Origin of the sequence: Algoriphagus zhangzhouensis, from assembly GCF_900148515.1 — a bacterium.
GTDB classification, from domain to species: domain Bacteria; phylum Bacteroidota; class Bacteroidia; order Cytophagales; family Cyclobacteriaceae; genus Algoriphagus; species Algoriphagus zhangzhouensis.
Genome location: NZ_FRXN01000002.1, coordinates 891,932 through 908,804, shown reverse-complemented (window position 1 = coordinate 908,804; position 16,873 = coordinate 891,932). Strand labels below are relative to the sequence as shown.

Annotated in this window: 14 protein-coding genes; 6 read left to right on the top strand and 8 right to left on the bottom strand. The window is 38.9% G+C overall.

The window, feature by feature from the left end:
• A complete protein-coding gene (locus tag BUF13_RS09895) occupies positions 1-486 on the top strand; it encodes a HEAT repeat domain-containing protein (RefSeq protein ID WP_073571599.1) in 486 nt (161 codons plus the stop codon).
• Positions 487-518: 32 nt separating this feature from the next.
• Here BUF13_RS09895 and BUF13_RS09890 read toward each other — a convergent pair whose 3' ends face one another.
• Complete coding sequence (locus tag BUF13_RS09890; RefSeq protein WP_073571598.1) at positions 519-1,919, bottom strand: DUF4403 family protein; 1,401 nt, start codon at positions 1,917-1,919, stop codon at positions 519-521.
• A 70-nt stretch (positions 1,920-1,989) separates the two neighbouring features.
• Here BUF13_RS09890 and ytxJ point away from each other — a divergent pair, with 70 nt between their 5' ends.
• Both ytxJ and BUF13_RS09880 read left to right on the top strand, forming a co-directional pair.
• Positions 1,990-2,325: a bacillithiol system redox-active protein YtxJ gene (gene ytxJ, locus BUF13_RS09885; protein ID WP_073571742.1), complete on the top strand. Its 336-nt coding sequence runs from the start codon at positions 1,990-1,992 to the stop codon at positions 2,323-2,325.
• Positions 2,326-2,445: 120 nt separating this feature from the next.
• Positions 2,446-5,304 carry an outer membrane beta-barrel protein gene (locus BUF13_RS09880; RefSeq protein ID WP_073571597.1) on the top strand — a complete coding sequence of 953 codons (2,859 nt, stop codon included), beginning with the start codon at positions 2,446-2,448 and terminating at the stop codon, positions 5,302-5,304.
• Positions 5,305-5,368: 64 nt separating this feature from the next.
• Here the strand turns inward: BUF13_RS09880 and BUF13_RS09875 are convergent, their stop codons facing one another.
• The 4 genes from BUF13_RS09875 to BUF13_RS09860 all read right to left on the bottom strand — a co-directional run bounded on the left by BUF13_RS09875 (position 5,369) and on the right by BUF13_RS09860 (position 11,265).
• Entirely contained in the window at positions 5,369-6,808 is a 1,440-nt protein-coding gene (locus BUF13_RS09875) for an alpha-L-fucosidase (protein WP_073571596.1), read from the bottom strand.
• Positions 6,809-6,929: 121 nt separating this feature from the next.
• A complete protein-coding gene (locus BUF13_RS09870; RefSeq protein WP_073571741.1) occupies positions 6,930-8,063 on the bottom strand; it encodes a Fic family protein in 1,134 nt (377 codons plus the stop codon).
• A 150-nt stretch (positions 8,064-8,213) separates the two neighbouring features.
• Entirely contained in the window at positions 8,214-10,583 is a 2,370-nt protein-coding gene (locus tag BUF13_RS09865; RefSeq protein WP_073571595.1) for a PDZ domain-containing protein, read from the bottom strand.
• A 121-nt stretch (positions 10,584-10,704) separates the two neighbouring features.
• A complete protein-coding gene (locus BUF13_RS09860) occupies positions 10,705-11,265 on the bottom strand; it encodes a fasciclin domain-containing protein (protein ID WP_073571740.1) in 561 nt (186 codons plus the stop codon).
• Positions 11,266-11,425: 160 nt separating this feature from the next.
• On the opposite strand from BUF13_RS09860, the gene BUF13_RS09855 reads away from it, so the two are divergent.
• From BUF13_RS09855 to BUF13_RS09845, 3 genes are all read left to right on the top strand, one after another.
• On the top strand, positions 11,426-12,454 hold the full coding sequence (locus BUF13_RS09855) for a phenylalanine--tRNA ligase subunit alpha (RefSeq protein ID WP_073571594.1): 1,029 nt from the start codon (positions 11,426-11,428) through the stop codon (positions 12,452-12,454).
• A gap of 104 nt (positions 12,455-12,558) precedes the next feature.
• Complete coding sequence (locus BUF13_RS09850; protein WP_073571593.1) at positions 12,559-13,458, top strand: endonuclease/exonuclease/phosphatase family protein; 900 nt, start codon at positions 12,559-12,561, stop codon at positions 13,456-13,458.
• A 93-nt stretch (positions 13,459-13,551) separates the two neighbouring features.
• Complete coding sequence (locus BUF13_RS09845; protein ID WP_073571592.1) at positions 13,552-14,022, top strand: hypothetical protein; 471 nt, start codon at positions 13,552-13,554, stop codon at positions 14,020-14,022.
• A gap of 70 nt (positions 14,023-14,092) precedes the next feature.
• Here BUF13_RS09845 and rpiB read toward each other — a convergent pair whose 3' ends face one another.
• Genes rpiB through BUF13_RS09830 form a run of 3 tightly spaced genes read right to left on the bottom strand, consistent with a single transcriptional unit; the run spans position 14,093 to position 16,795 of the window.
• The gene (gene rpiB / locus BUF13_RS09840) at positions 14,093-14,530 is read right to left on the bottom strand and encodes a ribose 5-phosphate isomerase B (RefSeq protein WP_073571591.1); all 438 of its coding nucleotides are present in this window, start codon (positions 14,528-14,530) and stop codon (positions 14,093-14,095) included.
• Positions 14,531-14,549: 19 nt separating this feature from the next.
• On the bottom strand, positions 14,550-15,509 hold the full coding sequence (tatC, locus tag BUF13_RS09835) for a twin-arginine translocase subunit TatC (RefSeq protein WP_083586418.1): 960 nt from the start codon (positions 15,507-15,509) through the stop codon (positions 14,550-14,552).
• 17 nt (positions 15,510-15,526) lie between these two features.
• Positions 15,527-16,795 (bottom strand): serine hydroxymethyltransferase, encoded by a 1,269-nt coding sequence (locus BUF13_RS09830; RefSeq protein ID WP_073571590.1) that lies wholly within the window; start codon positions 16,793-16,795, stop codon positions 15,527-15,529.
• Positions 16,796-16,873: the final 78 nt, after the last annotated feature.

Below are 16,873 nucleotides of genomic sequence, written 5' to 3'. Positions count from 1 at the left end.
ATGGCAAAAAGAACAAGCAAACCCGCTGGGCAGTTTGACCCGCAGGAATTATTGGAGTTTCTGAGATTGGATGAATTGGATTATCCGGCTGGAGCTCAGAAATTCGGAAAAGACGCGCTTCCTCTTTTGGGAGACCTAGTCAATGGATCAGATGAAAATCTTGCGATCAAAGCAGCCTATTTAGCAGGCTATATTGATGAAGACGGATCTACTGAAATATTGGAAAAAGCAGCAGACAAAGGTTCTGCCCCAGTGAGAATAGCCGCTGCATATGGTGCGAGAATGAAAAAACCGGAAATTGCTGAAGCTATTTTAAACAAATCATTGGATGATATGGATCCTTCAGTTGTAAAATTCGCCCTAAGGTCAGCCTCATCCTTGAAACTGGAGAAAAAGCTCAAACCCAAAATTGACAAAATCTCAAAATCCTTTCATGAGAAGGATATACTTGAAGAAGCGAAAGGCATCTTGATAAAGATGAAATAACATGAAAAAGCCGGAATCAAATCCGGCTTTTATTATTTCCAATTCACAGCAATTTCTCCTTTCGCTTTCATATACACCGAAAGCCCATTTTTAGTAGGATAAAACCCTGCTGGCTCTATTTCTAAATCATCCACTTTCAAATCAGCGATCGGAGTACTTAGCCCCAATCTTTCCTGAATCCCTCCTATACTATCCTCCAACAAACCTCCAACTGGAAAAACAGCTCTCTTTTCTATTTGTCGGATAATTTTTCTCTTTTTCAAAGCCACTCCTAGCTTAGCCTTGGAATCATCACTGAGTACTTTGAAATTGATATCATCAAAATATAAACTCTGCGTTTCGGAATCATAAGCGGGCTTTCCAACTACAAAAAAGCTTCCTTCCAGATCCTCTCCGTTTTCTCTCTCAGCTACAAAATCACAGGTTATGGCCAAAAGCTCGCCAAAGGGTTGCGACTTAAGCTGATCTAGAGTCATAATCGTATTTTTATCAGCCCTGAAACTTCTTCCATTCAAATTTTCTCCCAATAATTGATCAAGTTCCTCATAGCTGATCTCAAAAGGGAGTTCGATTTCCAGTTCATTCTCTGATTGAGAGTTTGGAGTCAAATTTGGCAAAGGATAAGCACGACTAGGAGCTGCACCAACTGGATGCGAATTGATTTTACCATCCATTCCCAACCATACGTTGTAAGAATCATTTTTTCCGAAAAACTCTTTTAGCTTCACAGCTTCCGGTTGAATTGAAAAGACCTTCGAATTTCCATCCCAATCCACAGTAAATGCCTTCCCTGCTTGTTGCCAGGCCAAATCAATCATGGGTTTCAAATTCACCAGTTTGCGATCTCCATTGAGATTTTCTTCAGCCCAACCCTTGATCTGTCGCTCCATCATTTGGCTCAAATCCACTTCCATGCCCAATACATCAAGTGTCAGATTTCCTCCAAGCTCCACTAGTTCAAAGTTATCCACACTCAACGTCCAATCAGGATTGATTTGTGGGTTGAGTCTGACCACTGGTGCAAAGCTCTCATCAATTGGCACTTTACCTTTAAAAAGATTACCCAAGCCACCTCTTTTCAATCCAACTTCCCCTTTGACTTCAAGAGGCATTTTCATCTCGATTACTTGGCTATCCAATGAAGTATAGGTAATGGTTCCTTTTCTCTTCAGCAAAAGACTTCCTTCAATTCCACTTCCAAATTCCATATTTTCCTCATCGATCAGATTCACTGGAATTTGTGAATTGAAAATTCGATCCAAGGTTGATTTTGGGATTTCCAAAGGCACATTCACATTGGAATTTGACGGAGGCAATTCTGCCAAAGGTCCAGGATTGGATATGTTGAGACTCTTACAAGAAGCCAATGAAAAACTAAGTATTACGATCCAAAATGAATACTTTTGGAGAGTATAGCGGAATTGAAGTTTCATATATAAATTGAATGTCAATAAGGGAACTTTATTTCCCCTGCAAGTATTGTCCCAAAAAAGAGAATATCTTATGAATTGGAAAAAATTGACATCGGCTGAGCAAATAGAAGAGATCAAAACTTTGAGTCAAGAAAGACCGATTTTGATTTTCAAGCATAGTACACGCTGCTCTGTCAGTAGTATGTCTCTCGATAGATTGCTTAGAAATTGGAAATCTGAAGACGAAGAAAAGATAGTGCCTTACTATTTGGATTTAGTTGCCTATCGACAAATTTCCAATTTGGTGGAAGAGGTTTTCCATGTTCCCCATGAATCCCCACAGGTACTTATCATCAGAGACGGTGTGGCCATTTATGATAATTCCCACTTTGGAATCTCCTATCCAGATATTATGGATAAAATTTAATATGTTTTTTAAACGGCTATCAAGCCATTTATCCTATCATTCATCCATTCTTATTTTTTGAGAATAGGAGACTAAACCTTTGCCTTTTTCATTCAGTCAAAGTAGTGAACTTTGCAAATTATGAAAAAGAACTACTCTTTATTGACCCTGATTTTTAGCCTTTTACTGATTGGGTCAGTCTATGCCCAACGATCTGAAGGTCAGGCTCGTCCCGAGCGAAAACTATTCGGGACTGTGATCGATGGATCGATCAATAAACCCATGATAGGTGCCAATGTCCAAATAAAGACTGTAACCGACTCACTTTTGAGAGGAACTGTAACTGATGGACAAGGAAAATTTGAAATTGTACGACCTAATATTCCTCAAGTAAAAGTTGAGATTACATTTATTGGATACAAGACTATATCTAGAGTCCACAGCATGCGTGAGCCTTTAGACTTGGGTGAAATTGTTTTGGTGGAAGACACTCAAGTATTGGGCGAGGTATTGATCGAAGGACAAACTCCTGTTGGGGAAATGAGAGGTGATACCACCTCATTTAACGCTTCTGCATTCAAAACCAAAGAAAATGGAATGGCAGAAGATCTCGTTCGAAAACTCCCAGGCGTCACCATAGCCAATGGAGAAGTTCAAGCACAAGGTGAGGCCGTTCAAAAAATCTTGGTAGATGGACGTGAATTCTTTGGCTCTGATCCAAATATTGCTTTGAGAAACCTACCCGCAGATGCCATTGACAGAGTGGAAGTTTTGGATCAGAAATCGGATCAAACTCGTCTTACGGGATTTGATGATGGTACTTATACCAAAACTATCAACATCATACTTCGAGAAGATCACAAAAGTGGAAAATTCGGACGTGTATATGGTGGTTATGGTACGGATGATCGATACTCGGCAGGAGGAAGTGTAAACCTTTTCTCTGGAGACAGAAGGTTTTCCATTCTTGGGTTATTTAATAATATCAACCAACAAAACTTCTCAAGTCAGGACCTTGCTGGAGTAAATGCCAATGCATCAGGTGGAAGAGGACGAGGCCGTGGTGGCTGGGGAGGCGGCGGAGGCAGCTTTTACGGAGGAAATGATATTGGAACAATTACCACAAATGCACTAGGGTTGAACTATAGTGATAAATGGGGATCGAAAGTCAACTTTACAGGTAGTTATTTCTTTAACAATACACAGAATACCCTTCGCCAAATCACAAATAGAGAGACTGTAATTAACGAAAGTCTTTCCCAATTGTATCAGGAAAACCTGATTAATACCGTGGACAATTATAATCATAGAGCAGATGCTCGAATTGAAGCAGATATCAACGAGAAGAATTCCTTGATCATCCGACCAAACATCTCTTTCCAAACGAACAATACCTACAGTGACAGAGATGCATTGACGATGAACAGTGCCGGAGATTCGCTTTCAGCTTTGAGGTCTATTACTGACGCAAAGACCAACTCCTATAATATCTCCAATAACCTGACTTATCGATACAAATTTGACAAGCCAGGACGTACTTTATCCACAGATATTTATACCAACTGGAATAATAGAGATCAAAACTCGGAATTGTTGGCAGCAAGTAATGATTACAGTAAAAGCTTATTGGATACTACAACACAAGAAACAAACTTGCTTTACAATGGCTTCAATTATAGGATCAACCTAACATTCACAGAGAAATTTGGTGAGAAATCTCAAGGTACATTAGGCTATCAAATCGGAAATAACAAAACTGATTCTGACCAAAAAACACGTGTTTTGGATGAAGAAAATCTTCCAGCACTAGACACTGCTTTGAGCAATGTATTTATCAACAAATTCATCACTCAGAGATTAAGAACAGGCTATGCATATAATAGCAATGGCTGGAATTTGAACTTCAATTTGGACTACCAAAATGCCAAATTGGACAATGAAGCTTTCTTCCCATCAGAAGGAGTTTTCAACAGAAGCTTCAACAACATTTTGCCTAGTGCTCATGTGAGCTATAGAAATCGAGAGTCGGGATTGAACTTCAGGGTTCGTTATAGAACTAATACTGATGAACCTTCTGTAAGCCAACTTCAAAATGTTGTCAACAATCAAAATCCATTGAATCTTAGTGTGGGTAACCCTACATTGGCTCAGAGTTTTGAACATAGCATTTTCGCTAATATTGGTAAATTCAATATGGAGAAAAATAAGACATTCTTCATGTTTGCAAACTTTTCCACAACTAGCAATTATATCGGAAGTAGTACCTATGTTGCCGCAAGTGACACATTGATCAATGGGGAGATTTTGTTAAGACCAGGAGGTCAGATTTCAATGCCAGTCAACTTGGATGGTAACTTCAATTCAAGGCTCTTCATGAATTATGGGACTCCTATTAAAGGCATCAAAACCAATGTGAATTTCAATACAAGATTGGGATATGGAAGAACTCCAGGTTTGATCAATGGAGAGTTGAATAAAAACGATAATATCAGCTTGGGACAAGGTGTGACCTTCACTTCTAACATCAGCAAGAACTTTGATTTTACATTGAGTTCAACTGGAACGTATACAATTGTTAATTCAAGTCTTCAGGCCAACCTAGATCAAAATTACTACATTCAGGAATCCAACTTGAGATTGTATTATTCACCAAATGATGGAAAGCTATTCGTTGGAAATAATGTGAATAACACCCTTTACAGTGGACTTTCAGAAGGCTTTGATCAGTCTGTATGGTTATGGAATATCGAGGCAGGATATCGCTTTGCCAAAAACAACAAGGCGGAGCTGAAATTGGTAATTTTTGATTTGTTGAATCAAAACAATAGCATTTCAAGAACTGTTTCGGATGTAGCAGTCACTGACGTTTACACCAATGTTTTGACTAGATATGGCTTATTGACCTTTACCTATATCATCGGTAACTTCAAAGAGCAAGATCAAAGTGATAGACCTCAAGGTCCATTTAGAGGTCCGCCTAGAGGAGGAAGAACTTGGTAAAAGAAAAAATATTAAAATTTGAAAAAGAGAAACCCCGGATTTTTTTTTATCCGGGGTTTCTTTTTTACTCTCCTGAATAAGTCAACACAACAGCTGGCGAATCAGCTAGTTTGCTTTGAAGACTTCGAGGAATATAAACTACTGTTTTTCCATCTACTGTTTTCCACTTAAGGTTTCCTTTTTGACCCAGCATTTGGATTTTGGCCCCTTTCTTAGGTGGGTTTAAAGTCCAAGTGATGCTTTCACCTAGCTTTTCTCCTTCTTGAATCCGTAAAATCGCATAAAGCTCTTTTTCCTTCCCTTGAGTGAAATAAACATCACCATCTTGGAAAGTTTCAATCGCTCTGGTTTCATAAATCCCTTGTCCATTTACCTCAAGCCATTTTCCGATTTCTTCTAATCTCGAAACTTGCTCCGGAAGGAAAATACCATCTGCTGTAGGACCTACTCCCAACAATAGATTTCCTCCTTTTGCCACGATCTCCACCAACAAATGAATCACTTTGCGTGAGGGCTTGAATTTATCATTCGGAACATATCCCCAAGCACCTCCAAGGGTGATGCAGCTCTCCCAAGGATCTGGAGACATGGTTGAAGGAATGCCTTGTTCTGGAGTTCTATAATTTTCAAAAGGTCCATGAACCGTTCTATCCACAATCAGGATTCCCTCTTGATTTTTTCTTGCCATTTCTGCCACTTTAGGCATATTGATTTCTTGAGAAAATTCAGGAATTGGGGCTCCCCAGCTTAATACTTCCTCATTTACAGTTTCCAGTGGACGAACCCATCCACCATCTAACCAAAGAATATCAATAGATCCATACTTACTGGTGATTTCGTTCAATTGATTGTGGGTAAAATTCACAAACTGATTCCATCTCCATGGATGCTTTCTGATATCATAATTGACATTTCGGTCTGGAGTAGCTCGGTAATCCCACCAGAAATATTGCGAATGCCAATCCGGCTTAGAGTAATAAGCCCCAATCATCATATCCTTGTCCCTGAAAGCCTGAAAAACATACCTGGCTACATCCGCCTTTGGATTGTTTTTGAAAGGACCGTCAGTGATTTTATAATCAGTAAACTGAGTGTCGAACATATTAAAGCCATCATGATGTTTAGTGGTGAAAACCACGTATTTCATCCCTGCTTTTTCTGCTACATCAGCCCATTGCTCAGGATTAAATCCAGTTGGGTTAAAATCATCTTTTAAGCCCCAATACCACTTTTTGTAATCTTCGTAGCTCTGAGTGGTATCTTTTCTATTGATCCAATCTTCATTGACAATACTCCAGGACTCAACAATCCCGGGAACAGCATAAATTCCCCAGTGAATTAGAATCCCAAATTTTTGATCTCTCCATTGTTCCAGCTTTTCCTGAACCTTAGGATCAGTTGGATATTCGTATTCGGAGGAGGTTGGGTGAATGGTATTTTGTGCTTGAATTCCGAGGGAAATCATCAAGGCCAAAACCACTAGGCCAATCGATTTACGGTTCATAATGGACATTTTTAATAATTGAAATGGGTTGAGAATGATCTCAGATCCTAAAGGTAAATGGGAATCTACTTCCTAACAAGTATTTTTTAGGGCGTTTGCCTTAATAGATAGCAAAACCGTTTTACTCTTTGGAATTAAAAAGATTGATGTAGTCTTTGAACAAATAAATTTTTCCCCGTTTACCTCCAGTCATTTCTTTGAGGATTTGTTGTGTTTCCAATTCTTCCAACAGCTTATATACAGAAGGAAAGGACAAACCGGTCAACTCTTTGGCTTTTTGAGAATCAAGAATTGGATGTTGATATAAATATTGGATCAAAAGGTTAGCATTTGATGATCTACTTCCCAAAGTCTGAATTTTGGCATCTACTTGTTTTTGTAGCTTTAGAATGCTGTCAAATGTTTGAATACTACTTTTAGCAGTTTCAACTACACCAACTAAAAAAAACTTAAACCACTGTAAAATGTCATTTTTTTCTCTTACCCTCATTAAATTATCATAATAAAGGGTCCTATTTTTTTCAAAAAAATCAGATAGATATAGAATCGGCTTCTTCAAAATGCCCTTTTCTACCAAATAAAGAGTAATCATTAGCCTTCCCACTCTCCCGTTACCATCCAAAAATGGGTGAATCGTTTCAAATTGATAATGCACTAGGGCTATCTTCAGGAGTTCTGGGAAAAAATACTCGTCATTGTGTACAAAATTTTCAAGATCTCCCATATATTCTCCAATGCTAGAATGGATAGGAGGAACAAATATCGCATCAGATATTCCTGCTCCTCCTATCCAATTTTGACTAGTACGAAATTCTCCTGGTAGTTTATGTTTTCCCCTAACTCCTGAAAGCAAAATTTCATGAGTTTGCTTGATCAATCTTGATGAAAACGGAAGGTCATTAAGCTTTAAAATTGCCTGATTTAAAGCCTTGATATAATTCTGAACTTCTTCCCAATCATCCCTTTTCTCTTCAGAAATATCATCTTTGTCTAATAATGCCTCTTCAATATTGGTTTTTGTTCCTTCAATTTTGCTGGACTGAGTTGCTTCTTTGAGTACGTGCATACTTATGAACAGATCAATATTTGGAATGTACTCCGAATACATATCCAATCTGCCCAATTGCCTATCTGCTTGGCTTAAAAGTTGAATCAGTTCCATGTTTTCAACTTTCCATTCTCTTCCTATTTTATCTGGTTGAAAACTTTTGTAGGATCCTTGATTGATATATTTCCCAGAGATAAACTTCTTCATATTAGCAAGATTTCTTTCATAAAGATATCCATTATTTAATTTTTTACTCAATTTCTTAAATAAGAAACCTAGTTATTTAAGTTTTTTTCCATTTTCTTAAATAAGAAGTCTAGTTATTTAAGTCGAAAAAGGAATATCAATTCTCATCAATCAAATCTCAACTTCAACCATTCCCTGATTTCTCCAAACCTTCAATTCAATCCTACCCCTCCAAATATTTGCTTTTTCTATCTTCTGAAGATCAATCACATTCCTCACTTTTTCTCCCCAGCATTCCAAAATCACATCACCTACTTGAATTCCTTGATCTTCAATTTCCTCTGGGACTTTCAATATCAAAACACCGGAAGCTTCATTTAATCCAGCCGCTGACTGCTCTCCCAATGTTGCAACATTCTTAATTTGATAGCCTCTCCAATTGAAAACTTGATCATTTTGATCCTGATCTTCTAGAAGTAGCTGAGGAATTGAGGGTTGAGAAGCCAATTGTTTTAGTTTTTGACTTTCCACACCAAATTCATTCATTTCAAAATTTACAAATCCCATTTTTAATGCCGCAGAAGTGGATTCTACTCGAAAATCTCCGCTTTCTGGTGTAATGAACTCAGGGTTTCCACTAATCCCACTTGCTTCAATTCCAAACTCTTGGGACTTTTCTAAATCAATCTCAGTAGTAAAGAAGTTCTGGTCCACTTTGTCACCCCAATAATCAACACGAATAGCTTTATGAGGAGTCATCACGATATTTCTCGTAAACACATCATGGTTTTCCTTGAACCAAACATGTGGATGAAAGCCATTGTTGATCAACACATTATTATAAACAGTTCTATAAAACCCTTCACGTAATTTCAATCCTCCGCTCAGGCAAAGGTTATTGTAAATCTCATAATTGCTGGATCCATCATCCAAATCAATATCCCAGCCGTGATCACACTGGAAGCGATTGTTTCTAATGATAGTAGTTTTGATGGCATCTAGGCGTATCCAATCAGGGTGAACCGCAGCTAAGGAATCCATAATTCCACGGTTGGGGTGCCAAAACCGGTCTCTTCCCCAAGAGTTGAAAGCACCATGATCGCCTGTTTCCATCACGGTATTGAAGACATCATTGTACTCAATGATATGTCCTCCCCAAGCTCCATCACCGATATTGATTCCAGCTCTAGGGACATTATAAATTGAGTTATGAGCAATTCTCAAGTCCATAGCCATTTGGATTTGAACTCCAGCTACCTGCTTCTCAATCAATCCGATATCATGAATCAAATTATCAAAAACCAAAGATCCCGAGGGATAATCAGGCGACTTTGGACCAGGAATAGTATCCATTTCTGATGCCTCCACAAATTCATGGTAATTGAAGCTTGGAGATCTGACAGCATCGGGATTTCCAACAAAACTGATTGCACTTCCTCCGATGTATTCAATCAAATTCCCTGAGATTTTGGCCTTTCTATTATAGTTGCTGATAAAAATTCCATTACCTCCCAAATGCCTAAACTCTGAATTGGAAACAGAACAGTCTTCTGTTCCATCCATAAGTATCGCTCCCTGACGGTAAATTGTCCAATCACTTCTCATCAGACGCTCCTCAGTTTTCATAAATGTCGGAACAGTTTCAGAAAAGATAATTCCGTCGATTTGAATATGCTGAACTGGATTTTTAACCGAACCTTTCAGGGTAATCAGATTTTCCAGTACGGAAACTTCAATAGTAGAAATCGAAGAAATATTCATTCCCTCAACTGGATAATAGTAGAGCAAAGACTTTTTCTCATCCAAAAACCATTCACCTGGGCTATCCAACTCCTCAAAGATATTCTCCACAAAACGCATGCTTTGATGCATTTCACTTTCCCGGTTATTTTGCCAGCCTCCTTCGAAGCTTAAGGTTCCATCAGGATTTTTTCCAGTGATTCGATAGTGCATTCCTCCCCATCTTCCCTTGTGCAATGCATGGATATATCCACCTTCCGGATCTTTCCAGGATTTAATTCTTTCAGTAGAAAGTGCATCCTCAGCATATCCTCCATAAGGAAAAACCCCCTCTTGAAAATCAGGATATCTAGCACGGATTTGAGGATTTCCTTCAATACTTAATGTTGAGAACTCCATTCCTTTGGGTACTTTGGCAACCCAAATTGAACCTCTATACTTTTTCCAATTGACATTAATTTCTTTACCTCCAGAAATCCTGACTTTCCCAGATTTTTCAGCTTTTATTAAGTAAGGGGAATCAATTGTTCCTGATTCTTCAGGACCAAAGACCAAAGGCGCTTCCAAAAAATAAGTCCCTTCTTTCAAAATGATGGAGAAAGCATCTTTGGCCCCTTCTTCCTTCAGCGACTTAATAGTTGATTTTGCTTTATCAATAGTCAGAAATGGAGATTCTGAAATACCAAAGTTTGCATCACTTCCATTGGGTGAAACAAAAAACACCTTTTGGTCTTGAGCCAAAAGAGAAAGGGAAAAACAGAAAAGGAAAAGCGAAAGAATTATTCTGGGCTTGGTATGCATTTAACTTCGGTTGTTACTAATCAATATTCTAAAATAGGCCATTTGCCTTATTTTTCCTCATTAAATAAAAAAAGCTCCCAGAAATCCAGGAGCTTTTTAATTCAAAAGATAGATTAGGTACTTACATTTTTGGTAAAACGACAGTGTCAATAGAATGGATTACCCCATTGGATTGCCATACATCAGCAATCGTAACTTGAGCAGAATTACCATTCACGTCAGTGATATAAAACTTCTTTCCTTTCATCCAGGCCGTCAATTCACCTCCTTGGACTGTTTTCAATGTTGCTTTTCCACCACCAGCTTTAATTGCTTCGGCGATATCCTTTGAACCCATTTTACCAGCAACAACATGGTAAGTCAACACAGCTGTTAATTGACCTTTATTTTCCGGCTTCAAAAGTGTTTCAACCGTTCCATCAGGTAATTTTTCAAAAGCTGAATTCTCTGGAGCAAATACAGTAAATGGGCCTTTTCCCTGTAATGTTTCTACCAAACCTGCCGCTTTTACTGCCGCTACCAAGGTGGTATGGTCTGCAGAGTTCACCGCATTTTCAACAATATTTTTGGAAGGATACATAGGTGCTCCGCCTACTTCGACAGTCTTTTCCAATTGTGCATAAGCCATGTTTGCGGATAAAAAAACAAAGGCTAGAAGGGCTACTTTTAAGAAATTGTTCATGGTTTCATTTGTTTGTTGATTTGAATTGAAATACGACCTATTCAGCATGATTGGATTTACCCGAAAATGAAATGAGCTCTACCTTTTCAAATAATCAATCCTGATTTTCCTCGAAAACCCTCAAAAATCTTAGCTTTGTGGCTTGATTAATCTGAATCACATGTATCAGGAAAAAATCGAAGCCATTAAGGCAGCAATTGCGGCAGCGGATGCCAACAATCCAGACGAACTCGAAGACTATAGAATGGAGTATATCTCCAAGAAAAGTGTGGTTGGGGGGCTTTTTGCAGAAATGGGTAAAATCCCAAACGAGGAAAAAAAGGCCTATGGTCAATTGGTAAATAGCGTCAAGCAACTCGCTGAAGCTAAATTCCAGGAATTGATTGAAAAGGTAAATTCCGCTAGCAAAAAAGCTAAATCGGCTGATATAGATTTGACTTTACCTCCTTCCAATCAAGAAATTGGAGGAATTCACCCTTTGACAGCCACTCGTCAAAGAATCATCGAAATTTTTGAAAGAATTGGTTTCAACCTTTCTGAAGGACCAGAAATCGAGGATGACTGGCATAACTTTACCGCATTGAATTTCCCGGAAAACCATCCGGCCAGGGAAATGCAGGACACATTCTTCATTGAAAAGAATCCAGACATTGCTTTGAGAACGCACACTTCATCCGTGCAGGTTCGAGTGATGGAAAATCAAAAACCTCCGATCCGGACTCTTTCACCAGGACGTGTATATCGAAACGAGGCAATTTCCGCTAGAGCTCATTGCATTTTCCACCAAGTGGAAGGATTGTATGTGGATGAAAATGTAGGTTTTGCTGACTTGAAGAACACACTTTACCACTTCGCCAAAGAGATGTTTGGAAAAGAAACTAAGGTTCGTTTCAGACCTTCCTATTTCCCATTCACGGAGCCAAGTGCAGAGATTGATATTTCTTGTTTGATCTGTGGAGGAAAAGGATGTAATGTCTGTAAGGGATCCGGTTGGGTAGAAATCGGTGGATCTGGTATGGTCGATCCGAATGTCTTAGAAAACTGTGGAATTGACTCCAAAAAATATACAGGTTTTGCCTTTGGTATGGGTATCGAAAGAATTGCGATGCTGAAATATCAGATCAAGGATCTAAGACTCTTTACGGAAAATGATGTCAGGTTCTTGCGGCAATTTAAACCGCTTCTGTAATCTCAACCCCGGCTTGAAAGTCGGGGCTATTTTTTTGTTAATAGGATAGAGATTTAAAAATGAATTTCCATTTTTAGGCCATCAAACCAAAAAAATCTTTTCCGATGAAAATCAAATTTCTATTTTTAATATTGTTTACAATTGGATTGAGTCATTTTCTTTTTGCACAAACTAATGAATCTTCACTCAAAGTAATGACCTATAATATCTGGAATGGATTTGATTGGGGAAAAGACACTTTGAGACAGAAAAACCTGATTAATTGGGTAAAAGAGCAAAATCCAGATGTATTAGCTTTGGAAGAACTTTGTGGATATGATGAAGAAAAGCTTAGAAAGGATGCAGCCCAATGGGGACATCCTTATGTGCAAATCTTAAAAGAACGTGGATATCCCACAGCATTAACATCCAAAGAGCCAATTCAACTCATCGAAAAGAATGTGGATAACTTTTGGCATGGCCTACTTCATGTCAAAACTTTTGGCCTTGATTTTTTTGTGGTCCATCTTTCTCCTTCAGATTCTGACATTAGATTAAGAGAGGCTAGACAAATCAAATCCCGAATTAAGGAACTTCAAAGTGACTCCTTTATAGTATTGGGTGATTTTAATTCTCATTCTCCGTTGGACGCTTATTGGCTTGAGAAAAAGGGTGATTTGAGAGCAAAAAATCAAAAAAAGGAAGGTGACAAATACGATAATTTGAGGTTAGGACAATTTGATTATGCCCCAATTTCAGAGTTCTTTTCAATTCCTGCAGTTGATGTCAGTTTGAATAAAATAGACCTAGAAAAGAGTTTTACTTTCCCATCTCCTGTTTTGATTGGGCTCTATGATCAAACCGCAGAAACAATCATTCAATACAGGGTTCGAATCGACTATATTTTGACAAGTCCAGAATTGGCTCAAAAATGTGTTAAGGTGGAAATTTTCAACCATGGAATACCAGACACTCTCTCAGATCACTTTCCGGTGATGGCTGAGTTTAAGGTGGAAAGGGATTAATTAAAATTAACAGAGACTGGTCTTATTCAATATCTTTTAACTTTTTACATAGTTTGTTATGTGGTAAATTTTAGTTAACCAAATTCAACTAAAATGAAAAAGCCCTCTTTGCTAATTATTTGTTTGACTTTTCTATTTGCCTGTGCCTCAAACAAATCAAATGTTGTAAGTGACTCATCGGAAGAAAGGTCACTAGGTGATACCCGCCAGATCCCGGTAGCGTATCTAAATGCCAACACATTTCTCCTGACTGAAATGAGCGATGACAAAACCTATGGATATAAGGAGTCCAACCCGATTAATGTGGGAGGAGTAATAGAAAATGGAGCCAGAAATCAACAAAGATTCCTAAACGCTCTTTTAGGTCCTCATGGAGAGGAAGTCGGTTATTATAGATTGGGTAGTTGCTGTAGTTTCAAAACACCAAATGGACTAATGGGTGACTCAGGATTACTAGACTTATATCGCGTCTATTGGGGAACCAAAGACACTGTCAATTTATATCTGAACCTATATGACGAAGGAGATTTAAAAATTCCAGTAGGCTTCAAATCAAAGAAATAAAAATCCTGATTTACAGAAAAAGCCCATCCTATTTTCATAAGATGGGCTTTTACATTTTTCTAAATATTGATTAGCTACAAGCTATCTTATTAACTCTATTGGCATGGCGGCCACCTTCGAATTCGGTTGTCAAGAATACTTCTGTAATCTCTTCAGCTAATTCATAGGCAATAAAACGAGCAGGAAGGGCTACCACATTGGCATTGTTATGTTGCCTTGCCAATGCTGCCAGCTCCTTATTCCAAACCAAAGCAGCCCTAATTCCCTGATGCTTATTGGCTGTAATAGCTACACCATTTCCAGAACCACAAATCACGATTCCTAGATCATATTCGCCATTTTCTACAGCCGTACTCAATGGGTGAACATAATCAGGATAATCCACCGAAGCGGTTGAAAAAGGTCCAAAATCCTTCACTTCGTAGCCTTGACTTTCCAGTTTTTGGATCAATTTCCCTTTGTATTCAAAGCCGGCATGATCTCCGCCTATCGCAATTTTCTTAGCCATGATTTCCTTTATTTATTGATCAATCCTCGAATCGCTCGTTTTTATCATCCTCATCCTTTTTTTCTTCTTCGGATGGTTTGGACTGTTCTTTAGTCAAATTTTGCTCGGATTCTCTTTCTTGTCTTTCAAATTCAGCATCTTTCTTTTGCTCTTCAGCTTCTTTGATCGCACGCTTTTTCTCCAAACGCTTAGCAATGCTGATACCTGCCTCATACAAGACTAATATTGGCATACCGATCAACAACTGACTGATGACATCTGGAGGAGTGATAATCGCTGCAACCACAAGGATGACAACAATTGCATGCCTTCTATACGCTCTCAACATCGATGAAGTCACCAATCCTGACATAGAAAGGAAGTAGATCACCACTGGCAACTGGAACATAATCGCAGAAGCCATTACCAACATAATCAAAGTGGTCACATAGGATCCAATATCAAATTCATTGAGGATAGTCGGATCCAGCTGATAGTTAGATAGGAAGTTGATCGAAAGGGGAGAAAGGATAAAATATCCGAAAGAAGCTCCCATAAAGAACAACAAACTCACAAAGAAAACAGCTCCTCTAGCGGCATTTTTCTCCTGATCATAAAGCCCTGGACTGATAAATCTCCAAAACTCCCAGAACACATAAGGGAAAGCGACTACAAATCCCACCACAAAACTGGAAGTCATGTGCATGGAAAACTGGCCAGTCATCTGCCTACTCTGAATAGTAAATGGCAATTCATCGATACATAAGGCTGCTATCCCCATGTAATCTCCCAAATCACACAATAGCCTATAGGTGATAAAGTCCACTTTTGATGGACCCAAGATCACCATTCCAAAGACTATGCTTTTAGAAAGAAAGGCAATGATTGAAAGTATAAGAATTGCTGCTACTGAGCGAAGCAAATGCCAGCGAAGAGCTTCCAGATGGTCCAAAAAGGACATTCCTTCCTCTTCCTCTTCTTGATATTGGTCTAATGCCACTGTGGTAATTTACGCTTTTAGTATAATGGAAACTGAACCATCCAATCGTTGACTTCTTTACGAATGCTTTCCAAAACTGCTTCGTCAGCATGATTTTGCAAAGCTCTGTCAATCAAATGAACGATCTTTTTCATGTCTTCTTCTTTCAATCCTCTCGTGGTGACAGCTGCGGTACCCACTCTCATTCCAGAAGTGACAAAAGGTGATTTGGTGTCGAAAGGCACCATGTTTTTATTGATAGTAATATCTACTTTACCCAAAGTCTCTTCAGCAATCTTTCCGGTCAATTCCTTATTGCGAAGATCGATCAGCATCAAATGGTTGTCGGTTCCGCCAGAAATCAATTGATATCCTAGACTTACGAATTCTTCCGCCATTACGGATGCATTCTTTTTCACCTGAAGGATATATGCCATGTATTCGTCAGACAAGGCCTCTTCAAAAGCAACAGCTTTAGCAGCAATAATATGCTCCAACGGACCACCTTGAGTTCCTGGGAATACTCCCATATCCAACAAAGAAGACATTTTTCTGATTTCTCCTTTTGGAGTAGTCAATCCCCAAGGATTGTCAAAATCTTCTCTCATCACAATCAAACCACCTCTTGGACCTCTCAAAGTCTTGTGTGTAGTGGTAGTGACGATATGGCAATGCTCCAATGGATCGTTCAACAATCCTCTTGCGATCAAACCAGATGGGTGAGAAATATCAGCTAACAAAATAGCTTCAACCTGATCTGCGATTTCTCTCAATCTCTCATAATCCCAATCTCTAGAGTAAGCAGAAGCACCACAGATGATCATCTTAGGCTTCACTTCCAAAGCTTTCGCCTCGACTTTATCGTAATCGATTACTCCAGTCTCTTCTTCTACACCATAGAAATGAGGCTCATAAAGTTTACCAGAGAAGTTTACAGGCGAACCGTGAGTCAAGTGACCACCATGAGAAAGGTCAAAACCCAAAATTGGATCTCCAGCTTTCAAACAAGCCAACATTACAGCGGCATTTGCCTGGGCACCAGAGTGCGGCTGTACGTTAGCCCAAGTAGCACCAAAAAGCTTCTTAGCACGATCGATTGCAATTTGCTCGATCTCATCGACCACTTCACATCCACCATAGTATCGCTTCTTAGGCAATCCTTCCGCGTATTTGTTGGTCAAAACACTTCCAGCGGCCTCCATGACCTGCTTGCTGGTGAAATTTTCCGAAGCAATTAGCTCGATGCCACGCTTCTGTCTGTCTTCTTCTTGGGCGATGAGGTCAAATACAACCGAATCTCTTTTCATAATTTTGATTTTGAAAGCCGATAATGGGAGAAATCAGGCGCATGCCTGGTTCAAATCAGGTCCAAAAATAGCCTGAAA

Coding starts and splice junctions, on each gene's coding strand:
- BUF13_RS09895 (WP_073571599.1), top strand. CDS start 1: ATGGCAAAAAGAACAAGCAAACCCGCTGGGCAGTTTGACCCGCAGGAA.
- BUF13_RS09890 (WP_073571598.1), bottom strand. CDS start 1,919: ATGAAACTTCAATTCCGCTATACTCTCCAAAAGTATTCATTTTGGATC.
- ytxJ (WP_073571742.1), top strand. CDS start 1,990: ATGAATTGGAAAAAATTGACATCGGCTGAGCAAATAGAAGAGATCAAA.
- BUF13_RS09880 (WP_073571597.1), top strand. CDS start 2,446: ATGAAAAAGAACTACTCTTTATTGACCCTGATTTTTAGCCTTTTACTG.
- BUF13_RS09875 (WP_073571596.1), bottom strand. CDS start 6,808: ATGAACCGTAAATCGATTGGCCTAGTGGTTTTGGCCTTGATGATTTCC.
- BUF13_RS09870 (WP_073571741.1), bottom strand. CDS start 8,063: ATGAAGAAGTTTATCTCTGGGAAATATATCAATCAAGGATCCTACAAA.
- BUF13_RS09865 (WP_073571595.1), bottom strand. CDS start 10,583: ATGCATACCAAGCCCAGAATAATTCTTTCGCTTTTCCTTTTCTGTTTT.
- BUF13_RS09860 (WP_073571740.1), bottom strand. CDS start 11,265: ATGAACAATTTCTTAAAAGTAGCCCTTCTAGCCTTTGTTTTTTTATCC.
- BUF13_RS09855 (WP_073571594.1), top strand. CDS start 11,426: ATGTATCAGGAAAAAATCGAAGCCATTAAGGCAGCAATTGCGGCAGCG.
- BUF13_RS09850 (WP_073571593.1), top strand. CDS start 12,559: ATGAAAATCAAATTTCTATTTTTAATATTGTTTACAATTGGATTGAGT.
- BUF13_RS09845 (WP_073571592.1), top strand. CDS start 13,552: ATGAAAAAGCCCTCTTTGCTAATTATTTGTTTGACTTTTCTATTTGCC.
- rpiB (WP_073571591.1), bottom strand. CDS start 14,530: ATGGCTAAGAAAATTGCGATAGGCGGAGATCATGCCGGCTTTGAATAC.
- BUF13_RS09830 (WP_073571590.1), bottom strand. CDS start 16,795: ATGAAAAGAGATTCGGTTGTATTTGACCTCATCGCCCAAGAAGAAGAC.